The 14512-nt window shown below is 59.9% G+C and carries 10 protein-coding genes; 4 read left to right on the top strand and 6 right to left on the bottom strand.

Going from position 1 to position 14512, the window contains the following annotated elements:
• Positions 1-551: 551 nt before the first annotated feature.
• Together J6524_RS01460 and J6524_RS01455 are read left to right on the top strand one after the other, a co-directional pair.
• Entirely contained in the window at positions 552-4295 is a 3744-nt protein-coding gene (locus J6524_RS01460; protein WP_225668451.1) for a vitamin B12-dependent ribonucleotide reductase, read from the top strand.
• Positions 4296-4298: 3 nt separating this feature from the next.
• A complete protein-coding gene (locus tag J6524_RS01455) occupies positions 4299-6737 on the top strand; it encodes a DUF4062 domain-containing protein (RefSeq protein ID WP_225668449.1) in 2439 nt (812 codons plus the stop codon).
• 239 nt (positions 6738-6976) lie between these two features.
• On the opposite strand, the gene J6524_RS01450 is transcribed toward J6524_RS01455, so the two are convergent.
• The gene (locus tag J6524_RS01450) at positions 6977-7396 is read right to left on the bottom strand and encodes a hypothetical protein (RefSeq protein WP_225668448.1); all 420 of its coding nucleotides are present in this window, start codon (positions 7394-7396) and stop codon (positions 6977-6979) included.
• A 543-nt stretch (positions 7397-7939) separates the two neighbouring features.
• Here J6524_RS01450 and J6524_RS01445 point away from each other — a divergent pair.
• Positions 7940-9121 carry a hypothetical protein gene (locus tag J6524_RS01445; RefSeq protein ID WP_225668446.1) on the top strand — a complete coding sequence of 394 codons (1182 nt, stop codon included), beginning with the start codon at positions 7940-7942 and terminating at the stop codon, positions 9119-9121.
• A gap of 834 nt (positions 9122-9955) precedes the next feature.
• On the opposite strand, the gene J6524_RS01440 is transcribed toward J6524_RS01445, so the two are convergent.
• Complete coding sequence (locus J6524_RS01440) at positions 9956-10546, bottom strand: hypothetical protein (protein ID WP_225668444.1); 591 nt, start codon at positions 10544-10546, stop codon at positions 9956-9958.
• A gap of 263 nt (positions 10547-10809) precedes the next feature.
• Positions 10810-11730, bottom strand: coding sequence for a DMT family transporter (locus J6524_RS01435; RefSeq protein WP_225668443.1), 921 nt, complete (start codon positions 11728-11730; stop codon positions 10810-10812).
• Between the two features lie 269 nt (positions 11731-11999).
• Between J6524_RS01435 and J6524_RS01430 the strand changes: the two genes are divergently transcribed.
• On the top strand, positions 12000-12437 hold the full coding sequence (locus J6524_RS01430; RefSeq protein WP_225668441.1) for a VOC family protein: 438 nt from the start codon (positions 12000-12002) through the stop codon (positions 12435-12437).
• Between the two features lie 227 nt (positions 12438-12664).
• On the opposite strand, the gene J6524_RS01425 is transcribed toward J6524_RS01430, so the two are convergent.
• From J6524_RS01425 to J6524_RS01415, 3 genes are all read right to left on the bottom strand, one after another.
• Positions 12665-13327 carry a hypothetical protein gene (locus tag J6524_RS01425; protein ID WP_225668439.1) on the bottom strand — a complete coding sequence of 221 codons (663 nt, stop codon included), beginning with the start codon at positions 13325-13327 and terminating at the stop codon, positions 12665-12667.
• Between the two features lie 224 nt (positions 13328-13551).
• Positions 13552-14265 carry an ROK family protein gene (locus J6524_RS01420; protein WP_225668437.1) on the bottom strand — a complete coding sequence of 238 codons (714 nt, stop codon included), beginning with the start codon at positions 14263-14265 and terminating at the stop codon, positions 13552-13554.
• Positions 14241-14504, bottom strand: a complete 264-nt coding sequence (locus J6524_RS01415; protein WP_225668435.1) for a hypothetical protein — start codon at positions 14502-14504, stop codon at positions 14241-14243. Before J6524_RS01415 ends, J6524_RS01420 begins: the two co-directional genes overlap by 25 nt.
• Positions 14505-14512: the final 8 nt, after the last annotated feature.

The raw sequence follows: 14512 nt of genomic DNA, 5'->3' as shown, positions 1-14512 counted from the left end.
CACCATCACAGGCGCGGCACCGACCCCTGTTTCCCCGAACTTTCCACCATATTTAGTGTTTGATTCAGGAACTCGTACTAGTCCTTGACGGGCGCGACGGGTTTGGCCTAGCCTCATTCCTGGACGGCGCGAGTTAAGTTCTGGGTCCCGCCGATCACTCCCAAACGGGTTCCGAACGAGCACTCCGTCAGCCGGTTGAGGCACGGATCGAGGGCTTGTCTGCCCAAAATCCGGGGGTGATCCGGGGCGCTAATAATGGGCCGAAACTGGCCCGGCTGACGAGTTGCGGCGTTGAGTTCGAGCATGATCCGGAAAGCCGGCTGGGTAGGCGGCGCTCCAATCAGGCTCAAAGCCAAGGGATGGGGTTGGCCTCGCTAATCGGCGGGACGAACCCTTGGGGTGGCGAAAGCAGAAACAGGGCCGGGTCCACCGGTAGAGCTTGCGGATCTCAAGGGCCAAGGTTGTCATCAACCTTGGTCCCGAAGGTTCGCTCACTGAAACATCCGGCAACCCGCGAAAAGCGGGACCGGCAAAGAATACGGGGCACTAAAATGCGAATCGAGCGGCGAAACACCACTTCCGGCCAGTCTCCCTATGCGGAGATCGGCTTTCGGCTGACCACATCGGAGATCCGCAACCCCGACGGCTCGATCGTGTTCAGGCTCGAGAATGTCGAAGTGCCCGAGTTCTGGTCGCAGGTCGCCTCCGACGTCCTCGCCCAGAAGTATTTCCGGAAAGCGGGCGTCGCCGCGCGCCTGAAGAAGGTCGAGGAAGAGACCGTGCCGTCGTGGCTGTGGCGCTCGGTCCCCGACACCGAGGCGCTCGCCCTTCTCCCCGAAAGCGAGCGCTATGTCGGCGAGACCAGCTCAAAGCAGGTGTTCGATCGGCTGGCCGGCTGCTGGACCTATTGGGGCTGGAAGGGCGGCTACTTCTCGTCCGATGAGGACGCGCAGGCCTTCTTCGACGAGCTGCGCTATCAGCTCGCCAAGCAGATGGTCGCGCCGAACTCGCCGCAATGGTTCAACACCGGGCTGCATTGGGCCTACGGCATCGACGGCCCCGGCCAGGGCCACTATTACGTCGACTGGAAGACCGGCAAGCTGACCAAATCGAAGTCGGCCTATGAGCATCCGCAGCCGCACGCCTGCTTCATCCAGGGCATCGAGGACGACCTCGTCAACGACGGCGGCATCATGGACCTCTGGGTGCGTGAGGCGCGCCTGTTCAAGTATGGCTCCGGCACCGGCTCCAACTTCTCGCGCCTGCGCGGCGAAGGCGAGCGCCTGTCCGGCGGCGGCCGCTCGAGCGGCCTGATGAGCTTCCTCAAGATCGGCGATCGCGCCGCGGGCGCGATCAAGAGCGGCGGCACGACGCGTCGCGCGGCCAAGATGGTCGTGGTCGACGTCGATCACCCCGACATCGAGACCTATATCGACTGGAAGGTGAAGGAGGAGCAGAAGGTCGCCGCCCTCGTCACCGGCTCCAAGATCAACCAGAAGCACCTCAAGGCCGTGCTGAAGGCCTGCGTGAACTGCGAAGGCAGTGGCGACGACTGCTTCGACCCCGAGAAGAACCCTGCCCTCCGCCGCGAGATCAAGCTCGCGCGCCGGGCGCTGGTGCCCGACAACTACATCAAGCGGGTGATCCAGTTCGCCAAGCAAGGCTACAAGGAGATCGACTTCCCGATCTACGACACCGACTGGGATTCGGAAGCCTACCTGACGGTATCCGGCCAGAACTCCAACAACTCGGTCTCGCTGAAGGACGATTTCCTCCGCGCCGTCGAGACCGATGGCGACTGGAATCTGATCGGCCGCACCAACAAGAAGATCACGAAGACGCTGAAGGCCCGCGAGCTCTGGGAGAAGATCGGCTATGCCGCCTGGGCCTCCGCCGATCCTGGGCTGCACTTCAACACCACGATGAACGACTGGCACACCTGCAAGGCGTCCGGCGACATCCGCGCGTCCAATCCGTGCTCGGAATACATGTTCCTGGACGACACGGCGTGCAATCTCGCGTCTACGAACCTGCTCACCTTCTACAACACCACGACCAAGCGGTTCGACGTCGAGTCCTACGAGCATCTCTGCCGGCTCTGGACCATCGTGCTGGAAATCTCCGTCATGATGGCGCAATTCCCGTCGAAGGCGATTGCCGAACTCTCCTACGAGTTCCGCACGCTGGGCCTCGGCTTTGCCAATATCGGCGGCCTGCTCATGACCATGGGCCTGCCCTATGACAGCAAGGAAGGCCGTTCGCTCTGCGGCGCGCTGACGGCGATCATGACCGGCATCGCCTACAAGACCTCGGCCGAGATGGCCGGCGAGCTCGGCACCTTCCCCGGTTACAAGAAGAACGCCCAGCACATGCTGCGCGTGATCCGCAACCACCGCCGCGCCGCGCACGGCAACGCGTCAGGCTATGAGTCGCTCAGTGTCAACCCGGTGCCGCTCGACCACGCCGCCTGCCCGCAAGCCGACCTGATCGCGCATGCGACCAAGGCCTGGGACGAGGCGCTGTCGCTCGGCGAAACCAATGGCTACCGCAACGCGCAGACGACCGTCGTGGCGCCGACCGGCACCATTGGCCTCGTGATGGATTGCGACACCACGGGCATCGAGCCTGATTTCGCGCTGGTGAAATTCAAGAAGCTCGCCGGCGGCGGCTACTGGAAGATCATCAACCAGGCGGTTCCCGAAGCGCTGCGCGCGCTCGGCTACAGCGAAGCGCATATTGCAGAGATCGAGGCCTACGCCGTCGGCCACGGCTCGCTCTCCAACGCGCCCGGCATCAACCTCACCACGCTGAAGGCCAAAGGCTTCACCGATGAAGCGCTGGCCAAGGTGGAGAAAGCGCTGCCGACCGCCTTCGACATCAAATTCGCCTTCAACAAGTGGACCTTTGGCGAGGACTTTTTGCGCGACAATCTGGGCCTTGCCCCGGAAGCGATCGCGGCCCCCGGCTTCGACCTCTTGTCCGCGATCGGCTTCACCAAGCGCGAGATCGAGGCGGCGAATGTGCACATCTGCGGCGCGATGACCGTGGAAGGCGCACCGCACCTGAAGGCTGAGCACTATCCGGTGTTCGACTGCGCCAACCCCTGCGGCAAGATCGGCAAGCGTTACCTGTCGGTCGAGAGCCACATCCGCATGATGGCGGCCTCGCAGCCGTTCATCTCGGGCGCGATCTCGAAGACCATCAACATGCCGAACGACGCCACGGTGGAGGATTGCAAGGCGGCGTATCTCCTCTCCTGGAAGCTCGCGCTGAAGGCCAACGCGCTCTACCGCGACGGCTCGAAGCTCTCCCAGCCGCTCAACTCGCAGCTCATCGCCGACGATGACGACGAGGACGATGCGGTGGAGGCGCTCTATGAGAAGCCGATGGCCGCGCGCACCGCGCAGGTCTCGGAGAAGGTTGTAGAGAAGCTGGTCGAGCGCATCGTCGTGATGCGCGAGCGCGAGAAGATGCCGGATCGACGCAAGGGCTACACCCAGAAGGCTGTTGTCGGCGGCCACAAGGTCTATTTGCGCACCGGCGAATATGACGACGGCCGTCTCGGCGAGATCTTCATCGACATGCACAAGGAAGGCGCGGCGCTGCGCTCCTTCATCAACAATTTTGCAATCGCCGTCTCGCTCGGCCTGCAATACGGCGTGCCGCTGGAGGAATATGTCGACGCCTTCACCTTCACCCGCTTCGAACCGGCGGGCCCGGTGCAGGGCAACGACAGCATCAAGTACGCGACCTCGATCCTCGACTATGTCTTCCGCGAACTCGCGGTCAGCTATATGTCGCGCTTCGATCTCGCCCATGTCGATCCGACCGAGTCGAATTTCGACGCACTCGGCAAGGGCGTCGAGGAAGGCAAGGAGCCCGACGGCAACCACCAGGCCACCAAATATCTGTCCAAGGGCCTGACCCGCTCGCGCACGGATAATCTGGTGGTGATGCGCGGCGGCGACGTCGATGCCCGCGGCTCAGGCAAGGTCACCGCGATCGGCGGCCACGGCGCCAGCGCGCGCGTCTCCGACGCCCATGAAGGCGCCGTCGCCTTGAAGCAGGAAGTGAGCCACGACCTCTCGCCGACGGAAAGGCTGGAAGCCCTGCAATGGAGCAAGGCCGGAAGTGTGGCGGTGGCGGTGGCGCCAAGCAAGGCCGAGCGCCGCGCGGAAGCCAAAGCAAAAGGCTACGAAGGCGAGATGTGCTCGGAGTGCGGCAACTTTACGCTGGTGCGGAATGGCACGTGCATGAAGTGCGATACGTGCGGGTCCACGACGGGGTGTTCGTGAGACGTGCATAGCCAACTGCAGGCGCTGAATGTTTTTCTCGCTTCGCCTGGTGATCTCGCCGAGGAACGGCGGATCGCCAGGTCCGTGATCGACGAGCTGAATAGCTCAATTGGCAGACCATTAGGCTGGCGTATCGAGCTTTACGGTTGGGAGGATACTCCAATCGGAGCCGTGCGCCCGCAAAGCCAAATAAATGAAGAAGTCAATCAATGCGATCTCTTCGTTGGCTTGCTTTGGGAGAGATGGGGACATCCACCGGGGGAGAGCGAGTATCAATCCGGATTTGAAGAAGAGCTCGCACTCGCCAGAGCACGCTGGGCTCGTGACGGCCAGCCGGAAATCTGGCTTTTCCTGAAGGACATTGATCCAAAGCTGGAGCGGGACCCTGGCGATCAAACTAAGCTCGTCTTGGCGTTTCGGCAGCGCATCCGCGAGGAACAGAAGCTCTTTTACAAGCAATTTGGCAGTACGGATGAATGGACACAAGAGTTCAGAAAGCGACTTTCACATTACTTAGTAACGCTCGCTGCGCCTAAGACAGAGCATTCTAATCCATCCTCTTCGCCCGCACGAGCCGAAGATCAAGCGCCTCGCAATAATGTCTCCCTGGAAAGTGGAAGCAAAAGCATCGGTCCGTCTTCGCAGCAAGCTATCGATTCAGTTGAAGGGATCGCCGACGCGATAAAGGAAGGTGCGCTAGGCAAGTTTGAACCTAGAACTCTCGACGAGCCCGCCTTGGCTCGCCTGATGTTGTTGACCTCAACATTTCAAGCAGCCCAGATGAGGGATGAGCTGCTTGGAGCTCACCAAGCCAACCTGATTTTTCGATTTCGGTCTGAAATTCGGCCGACCAAAAGTGAATGGTTACACTTAACCAAGTCAATGATCGCGGATCAAACGCAAACGATACCCGGCTGGGCTTGGACACGCCCTTATGCGGGCTTCAAAGATATTCTCGTTCATATCGCGGCAACCGACGACACCGAGGCAGTGGCAACCGGCGCCTTGCGTATAGTCCGCGAACTGAAGCTTGTTCCAAAAGCAAGCGATCGGCGAAACCTCTTTACGAGCCTACTCCGGTCAAAGCATGAAGGTACCTTAATCGAAGGACTTCGCTGGCTCGAAGTCCTTGGTTCATCATCCGATCGATGGTTCGCTGAAGAGGCCAAGGCAATCGCCTCTAATGAGGTGAGATTGGCCGCCGAGGATGCCCTCTTGTCGGTGCAGGCGAGACTCGATCCGGCCCAAGCGTGCGATGCGCTGCTCGCAAGCGACCATAAGCACTCAGATACGGTCATTACAAAGCTAATCGGAAAGTTGGACACGACGAGAGTCCAACTGGTTTTGTCGCACCCACTTGCGACAGTGCGCAAGATCGCAGCGATCGAGCTCAACAGACGTAAGGTAATTACGAAGCAGGTTGCAGGGTTGTTGCTGGCAGATGCGGACGTTGCCGTGCAGCGGCTCGGCATCGAAGCGGCAATTGCACTTGGTGAAAGCCCCAGCTTTGAGAAAATTAGATCAGTTGTCAAGCCAACAGGCCTCGCGGCCGCTGTTGGAGGCTCGGCATCGCGCGAGGCAGACGGATTGATTGTCGAAGCCCTCAAATGGCTGCCTGAATCCGAATTGCGAAAGAAGATAGATTGGTTTGGTCCCGAAGGTCGCTTGGCTTATTCCGCGCTTGCCCAGAAATACTTTCAGAGTTTCGCATCTCAATTGCGAGCCGACATTGCAGACAATTTTGCCTCGCTGCAAAGGAAGTCCTCAGATGCAGCTATCGAGCGGCTAGGCGGAGGCGAGTTCGGTCGAAATCAAGTTGAGACCTATGAGCGTGAGGGACTAAATGACTTCATTCGGGGCGAGTATCTGAGGGCAGCCGTTGGAGCCATAGCAAAATATGGTACGGCAAGTGATCGCCCGCTCATTGAACCTCTAATAAGGAATGCAGACTACACGTTAGCTCCGCTAGTTGGAGAGTTCTTGGGCAAGAACGGCGTCTCCTCGGATGCAACAACGGTGATAAGCCTCTACGAGAAATCCTGGGGGAATGCGAATGGTTTACTTTCTCTAGCAGTCAAACTTTCTAGTGAACCCCATCGGCTAGCGCTTGACAGCTCATTGAGCAAGCCTACCCGAGCTAAGATAATTCAGCTCTTGGACGATGATCAGATCTTGGCGTTGCGAAATGAATGGCTTGAACTTCTGAATGAGGATAGCGCCGACATTAGAAAGGGTATGGTATTGAAGATCTTTGCAGTGACGCGTACGAGTGAACGCAAGAAGCTCCTTGATCAGCTTCATGGCCGAGCGACTTATTATTACGACACAATCTATTGGCTTGACCGCTTATCGTACACCGCAAAGAATTGGCAGATATCCTTCGCCGACTCACTATCAAAGCACTTGACCAATTCATATCGAAAGGATTGGTTACGTGAGTAGCTCAAGATTGGTGACAACGCAGTCCGCGTCTCCCTAGCCGCTGCAATGCCTGGCCTCCTTCTGGACGCATATTCTCGTACCCTTGTCGGCCCGTTGCGGTTACGCCCTAAGCCAGCTCAAACAGTCTCCCCGTTATCCGAAAAAACTTCGGTCCATCACAAAACCTAGATTAATTACGGTGACAGTGCTGGACTGCACCCTGAAGTGAGACACGGTAGTTGCGGTGACAGTGGGCGTTATCACGCATCCACGCCCTCCTTACGGTTCATCATTCCCATTACCCACGAACAGACAACGGCGGGTAACGCCCACACAAGTGCCACATAGAACCAGTCCTGCTGGAAGATCTTCGCATGCTCGGCCGCCGAGGGGCCCTCGTGCGTGAGGCCGTAGTACAGGACGAAAGCGATTCCGAAGCCCGCCAGGCCACGGGCGAGTGAACGCCACCATCTGTCTGACAATCGGCGGTCCACCCACGCCGTAAAGAGCATGGGAAGGATCGAGAACGCGTAGCAGACCATGAACGACGGCAGCCAATACCGCCCATCCTCGAAAATCGGCCCGTCAGTCCGGGCGGCGAGAAACGCGATGCAGTAGAGCCAGGCAAGAAACGGCCCGAGGGCGGCAAAGAGCCGAAGCCTTGTCATTTCGGTCGCCATGGCAGCGATTTCCTTTTCGGACTTGCCGGCATGCTTTCTCGCCAACTCGATAAACCTTTGTCGCTGCGAGGCCTCCTCTCGTTCAGGCTCAAGGGTTTCCCCTCACCGCTGCCTTTGCGCCAGATAGAAGCCGAACAGCACCGTGACCAATCCCGCCGCCTGCAGCGCGGTCGGGGGTTCGCCGAGCAGGAGCCAGCCGGCGAGTGTCGTCAGCAAGCGAAGGGCGGATTAGCCGAAGGCGTAATCCGCCAGTCCAAGTGACCAAGTCGGCGGGTTACGCTTACGCTAACCCACCCTACTCGCTGCTGCACCTGCTCCTGGAGCTCTGGCTTTTCACGAGAACTAAGGGCGACTTCCCGCGATACGATCGCCCAGCTCCAGAAGCGGATTAGTGGGCACCACGACGCGGACTATGCTCTCTTCTGTATAGACGGAGGCGCGCGGCTGGCCCAAGCTCGAAGGTCGGCTCAGTGCGAGTGGCGGTGCCGGGGTCAATAACGCATTGTGGAGATTTGTAATTGACGCATCTTTAGGGAGGTATTCATGGCACTCGGTTTTGATTATTCAATTGAGATCAGCGATCCAGATAATCTCGCGGGCGGTCAGCAAAAAGCTCTCCTGAAGAACCTCGATGCAGCCATTGCCAATTGGGCGCACTACATCAGCGGCGCTGGGTCGATCGATGTCCAGTTGATCATCGATCCGAGGCCGGACTTCGGGGCAGCCTCCGCCAGCGCGACAAATATTGCAATCGGCCAAGTCGACGGCAAAATACTGGTCAGGGAAGGCGTTCAGCATGAGTTGCTTACCGGAATCGATCTCAATGGCGATGCTCCCGACGCGTTCATAACTGTTGGGGCGGAGTACCTGTCCAACTTTATTTGGCTCGATCCGAGGCCATTTTCTAGAAACCTCCCCGTCCCCTTGGACAAGAACGATGGCGTTAGCCTATTCATGCACGAGTTCGGCCATGTTCTCGGTATGAATGGGTTCGGCGAAAAGAACGGTGAACTCACCGGGACCACGGCCAGTGTCTATGATAGCCACGTCATCTTCGAGGGCGGGCTCCCGTTCTTTGCGGGCGCGGCCGTCGAACAGCTTTACGGCGGACCCGTGCCTCTCTCAGGCTCCGACGCGGACGAGAATACGTACACACATTACGGTCACGAATCCGCGGACCAGCTCGATCTTGCCTTGATGCAGGGAAATGCGGGTTTCTTCTTCGGCCAGCGATACTATGTCGACAACATCGACCTTGCCATCATGCAAGACATGGGCCTTTCCACTAGCCACCAGACGGAGAGCCGTTGGGACGACTTCAGTTCTGGGTTTGCAGGAAATGACGTTTTCAGGACTGGACGGGGCAACGACACCTTAAATGGGGCGGCAGGGGATGACCGTCTATATGGTGGCGCTGCAAACGATCGCCTGAGCGGAGGAGATGGTGAGGATCTCGTTGCCGGAGGCAAGGGAAACGATTGGCTGAGTGGCGGCGCTGATGCCGACACTTTCGTTTTCGGGAAAGGCGGCGGCAAGGATCTTGTCACCGACTTCGAAATCGGCGTCGATCAAATCCGGCTCGAGCATGGAGCGTCGGTCCAAGAGGTTGGCGAACGTGACGTCAATGAGGACGGTGTACTCGACACTGTATTGACGCTGAGTGGCGGCAGCGTTGTGAAGCTCCTGAGCGTGCATGGCGCGCATCACGATGACCTGTTTATCTAAGTCTCAGTGCTGAGACGCGTCCAGGTATATGCCAGCAATTCTAGGGCGGATGAGCCGAAGGCGTAATCCGCCGTTCTCAGCGACCGGATCGGCGGGTTACGCTTCGCTAACCCGCCCTACTTGGTGACGCCGCCTACTGCCGCACACCGGCCGCTTTGACCGCCCGCTTTCTTCCACAGTCGAAATCCGCCCTCGAACGCGTTGGTGTTGGCGCCGAGCGGACCTTGCGCGGCAGCTTGTCGACTTTGCCGGCGTTTCCGCCGCCCAGCATGATGTAATCCGGCTCCAGTGCAGCGAGCAGACGCTTGATGACGTCATCGACCGCGCGTTGCCTGCCAACGCCCTTGAGGGCTGCGGCGCCGACGTATTGCTCGAACGTCTTGCCGTGGCGGTATGGAAATTACGATGACAGTACACTTAATCTGCCGAAGGCGAAGTGCTGTTTAGCAAGTAGCCCGGATGAGCGAAGCGACATCCGGGACTACTCTCGCATCTCCCCCGGATATCGCTGCGCTCATTCGGGCTACGCTCGCTGCAATTACCGTGTCTCACTTCAGGGGTGCAGTCCAGTGCACTTAACTCCGAAAATGGAGTCACTAGCAAAGCCGCATAGGTGCCTAACGGCGAATTGGATCCACTGTCGCCGTAGTCGCGGATCTTTTGACGCCGCGTGTTACGCGGACGCAGCTTTGTTCTCCATCCGACTCCATTCTGTTCGCAAAGAACGAATCGTATCAGCGCAAATCAGCGCGAGCCAATTCTTAACAATGCGTTTGCTTCGTGTTCGCGCGCCCGCCGTGCCGCTGGTCTCGGGCACGGCGGAGCTGACGCGCATTACCGCGCACTGCCCGTCGTAATTGGTTCCGAGTGTACCGGGATCATCAGATGCTCGCTGGGTTTTCCAGGGAACATCACGTAGGGCTGCGTCGGGTCCTTGACATCCAGATCGCGCGGATAGGGACTGAGCATCTCGCGTGCTGCGCCGCCAACGATCATCACATGCGGCCCGGTCTGGACCCAATGCTTGTGCGTGTGTCGTTCGGCAGGATCATGATTGCTCGTGCCGGTGTCACCGGCCAGCATGAAAATCAAGCCAATCTTGTTCGGCGGGTCCTGTTTGGCCTGCAGAGCTTTGCGCCATTCCATGGCGTTCTCGTCATCGCATTCGGGCGTTCCGTCCTTTCCGATAAAGCAAGTGAAGCCGTTCGATCCGGTTTGGATCGTCTTGGAAGATCCATCCGGCTGCGGCATGGTGATCGTCGCGTTGTTCACGACCGACGCCGGAGCAGCGGTCTTCACCTTGGCGATGTACTCTGGTTCGGTCTTCGGGACTTCCTCGGTGGGAAAAGCCAATGCCGACGTGGTGGTGAGAGCTGCCGAAGCTACGCAGAACCCAACCGACGCGAGAGTATAGAGCCTGTTCATGGCTTACCTCCTGTAGTGGGGCAACCGGCATCAATTGTATACCCAAACCAAATGCTGGGTGCCTGATCAAAAAATCTCAGGCGGAAAATCTTCGGCGACGTACGGCCGATGCCAAGAGGAACGAGCTACCGTTGCCCTTGGGTTCCATGGCGCGGCACGCACGCGGCATCGCAGGGCGTATTCGAATTGCGGTGACAGTGCACTTAATCTGCCGATGGCGAGGTGCAGTTTAGTGCACTGTCACCTAATCCCGATCACACACTTCACCGCTGCCTTTGCGCCAGATAGAAGCCGAACAGCACCGTGACCATTCCCGCCGCCTGCAGCGCGGTCGGGGGCTCGCCGAGCAGGAGCCAGCCTGCGAGGATCGTCAGCGCTGGCACAGTCGCGGGAAACACCGCGGCGCGGGCGACGCCGATGGTCTGGACCGAGAATGCGAACAGATACAGCGCGGCGGGGCCGGCCAGGATGCCTTGCGCCAGCGCCTGCAGCGCGTTTTCGCCAACGCCCAGCGCCGCCACGCGGGCAAACCCGCCAAACGCCGCATAGAGCGGCAGCAGCGCGAGCGACACCACACTGATGACCGTGGCGGCCGAGAACGCGGAGACGCGCCAATGGCGCAGCAGCGTGCCGAACACGGCGAACATCATTCCGGTCATCACGAACAGCAAATCGCCTAGCACGCCATCGGCGCCGATATGGCCGATCGACTCGGCGCCGATCACCGCAAGCCCGCCGACGATGACGACCGCCCCCGCTACGCGCGAGGGCGGCACCCGCTCGCGCAAGAACAGCGCGGCCAGCAGCAGGCCGCCGAGCGTCGCGCTGGAAGGCTGGATGACGCTGCCATGGCCGAGCGGCACGAACAGGAAGCCGGTATAACTGATGAGCGACATCACAGGTCCGCCCAGCACCATCAGCACCAGTCCGCGGCCCCATCCGATGCCGCCGAGATCGGCAATGCCTGCGCGAAGCACGAGCGGCAGGAATACCAGCCCCGACCACACGAAGCGGTGCATCAGCAGGTCCGGCGGCGTGAAGCCGATCCTGAGCCCGTGCCGGGTCGCGACAAAGCCGAGCGCCCAGAACAGCGCCGCACCAGCGCCGCACGCAACCCCAAGCAGGGCCGGCTTCGCGTCAGGTTTTTGGGCTGGAGCATCGCCGCCGCTGGTCGGCTGGTTCATTGCGGACGCTTAACTTGGCCTGCACCCCTGTTCAACCCACGCCCATGCAGGGCTGACGGGCGCGCCGCCGCAGGCCGCCTGCTCGCCTGGCAAGCGTAGGGCGGACTAGCCCACCGGGTCCGCGCAAGGCGCGGTTAGCGACGAGCGCACTTGCGCTCGCGCCGAGATGACAGGCTCCAGCGTAATCCGCCATTCCAAGTAACCAAGTCGGCGGGTTACGCTTCGCTAACCCGCCTTACTTGCAAGGCGACACCTTGGAGATTGGAAACATGGCGCTCAAGCGGATGGACAACGTAGGAATCGTCGTCGAAGACCTCGGAGGGACGATTGATTTCTTTCGCGAGCTCGGCCTTGAGCTCGAAGGGCGGGCCACGATCGAAGGAGAATGGGCCGGACGTGTCACTGGACTGGGCGATCAGCGCGTCGAGATTGCCATGATGCGCACGCCGGACGGCCACAGCCGGCTCGAGCTCTCCCGCTTCCTCACGCCGCCTGTCGTCGCAGATCACCGCAACGCCCCGGTCAACGCCCTGGGCTACCTCCGCGTCATGTTCGCCGTGGACGACATCGACGAGACGCTTGAAAGGCTCCGCAATCGCGGCGCGCAGCTCGTAGGCGAAGTAGTCCAGTATAAAGACGCGTATCGGCTCTGCTACATCCGCGGGCCTGAAGGGCTACTCATCGGACTCGCCCAAGAACTCAGCTGAGCGCAATATGGCGACAATGACGAAGGGCGAGTAGCCCGGATGAGCGCAGCGATATCCGGGACAACCCGAGCACCGCCGCGGATTTCGCGGAGCCTGTCATCACGGCGCAAGCGCAATTGCGCTCATCGCTGGGCGCGCATTGGCGCGACCCATTGGCTCATCCGCCCTTCGCTCGCTACTTTGCATGGGGTTGTTTTCGCGATTTTGTGTCTGGGCCCTGCGGTGTATTAATTGCTGACGGGAAACATCCACTTCAGGAGGAGGTGAGTGGGAAACAGGACCAAAACCGGGATCACGACCATCTCGATCGCGAAATAGGCGAGTGGCGCGATTGTCTGCTGTGGCTCACGCCCGGGGCCGAAGACCCAGTTGATGTTCTTCGCCGGCTCGGTCAGGGCATAGCTCATGATCAGAGCGGCCCAGGTAACGGCCGTCTGCAGACCCAACGCGCGAGGATCATAGCCAAATCGGTAAAGCAGCCAAACAACGGCGAGCGGCACGGCGAGATGAAAGAGCGACAGAGCCCTCAAGTGCAGCGGCAACGCTTCATCGAACATGTAGCTCGCGAGCCCGAGAAGCCGACCTCCTGACACAAAGTCCGCACTCCATGCGAGCTCGAGCGCAAGCACGCCAACCGCTGCCATGCTCGCAAGCATGCGGCTTTCCAGGACAATTGCGCCAACCGTGAGAAGCAGCCCGATGTCAGATAACCAAAGAAAATTGGCGGGGCCGTATGCACGCCAGTACACGGTGGCAATCAGAATCAACAGCCCGAAGCTCGCAAGCTTGAGTGCGATGTTGATGGGATCTGGGGGATCTACCGTCCACATTTCAGGCGCAGCTCCAAACTGACGTGGGCTGGATGGTATAAACGAGAGGCGTTCAACCAAGTTCCTGCCGATGGACCCAGTCAGAGCGGTCTGCACCAGGACCAATGCGCTGGTTTCGCTGCGCTCTCAAAGTCGAGCTTATCGAATTGGACAAGGCGCGCGCCAAGCCCATGCATAACTTGGTGAGGGTGCGCCCCTGCTCGATTGCGAAAGGCCGTGACTAAGCGAATCACTACAAGCGATATTTTGGGTGTGGGTACCGATATCCGCCGGGACGGCATTCTCTACCGCCGCACACCGGCCGGCCTAACCGCCCCCTTCTTCCACAGCCGAAATCCACCCTCGAACGCGTTGGTGTTGGCGCCGAGGCGGACTTTGCGCGGCAGCTTGTCGACCTTGCCGGCGTTGCCGCCGCCCAGCATGATGTAATCCGGCTCCAGTGCGGCGAGCAGGCGCTTGATGACGTCATCGACCGCGCGTTGCCATTTCTTCCTGCCAACGCGCTTGAGGGCTGCGGCGCCGACATATTGCTCGAACGTCTTGCCGTGGCGGTACGGCAGGTGCGCCAGCTCCATCGGCTCCAGAATGCCGTCCACGATCATCGCGGAGCCAAGACCCGTGCCTAGCCCTAAGAACAGCATCCGGCCGCCCTGGTAACTGCCGATCGCCTGCATCAGCGCATCGTTGACGACCTTGGTCGGGCGGCCGAAGGCCTTTTCGAAATTGAAACCGGCCCACCCCTGACCGAGATTGTGCGGGTCCGACAAGGGCCGGTTGTTGACTACAGGTCCGGGATATCCGACCGCGACGACGTCATAGGACCAGTCTTTCGTCAGCGCCTTCACCTTCCTCACCATCACTTTCGCTGATAGCTCGGGACCGGACGCAAACGCGCGCCGGACTCGCTCAGTGTTGGTCATGACTTTCACGCGCGAACCGCCGATGTCGATCACGAGGACCGTCTGCCGCGATTTCAGCTTGCCCGTTTTCTTCGCCATGAATTCGCGCCCTGCTCGGCCCGCTGATCATACCGCCAGCCGAAACGCACCTGAAGCAGGGAGACAAGCAGCACCACAGCTTTGTTCTCCATCCGACTCCATTTTGTTCGCAAGGAACGAATCATATCAGTGCAAATCAGCGCGAGCCAATCCTTAACAATGCGTTTGCCGGACAACGAGACAAAGCGGACATTCGCCGTTGCGACCACATGCGAATCGGTCGACCTTCGGATCGACATGGGGTGAT

This window comes from Bradyrhizobium hereditatis (genome assembly GCF_020329435.1).
GTDB lineage: Bacteria > Pseudomonadota > Alphaproteobacteria > Rhizobiales > Xanthobacteraceae > Bradyrhizobium > Bradyrhizobium hereditatis.
The sequence above is the reverse complement of the archived record's forward strand: the minus strand, read 5'-3'. Positions and strand labels throughout refer to the sequence as shown.

What these genes read in the sequence shown, in the direction of transcription:
- J6524_RS01420 (WP_225668437.1), bottom strand. Translation starts at nt 14,265, where the DNA reads ATGGCGAAGAAAACGGGCAAGCTGAAATCGCGGCAGACGGTCCTCGTG.
- J6524_RS01435 (WP_225668443.1), bottom strand. Translation starts at nt 11,730, where the DNA reads ATGAACCAGCCGACCAGCGGCGGCGATGCTCCAGCCCAAAAACCTGAC.
- J6524_RS01415 (WP_225668435.1), bottom strand. Translation starts at nt 14,504, where the DNA reads ATGTCGATCCGAAGGTCGACCGATTCGCATGTGGTCGCAACGGCGAAT.
- J6524_RS01430 (WP_225668441.1), top strand. Translation starts at nt 12,000, where the DNA reads ATGGCGCTCAAGCGGATGGACAACGTAGGAATCGTCGTCGAAGACCTC.
- J6524_RS01450 (WP_225668448.1), bottom strand. Translation starts at nt 7,396, where the DNA reads ATGGCGACCGAAATGACAAGGCTTCGGCTCTTTGCCGCCCTCGGGCCG.
- J6524_RS01445 (WP_225668446.1), top strand. Translation starts at nt 7,940, where the DNA reads ATGGCACTCGGTTTTGATTATTCAATTGAGATCAGCGATCCAGATAAT.
- J6524_RS01440 (WP_225668444.1), bottom strand. Translation starts at nt 10,546, where the DNA reads ATGAACAGGCTCTATACTCTCGCGTCGGTTGGGTTCTGCGTAGCTTCG.
- J6524_RS01460 (WP_225668451.1), top strand. Translation starts at nt 552, where the DNA reads ATGCGAATCGAGCGGCGAAACACCACTTCCGGCCAGTCTCCCTATGCG.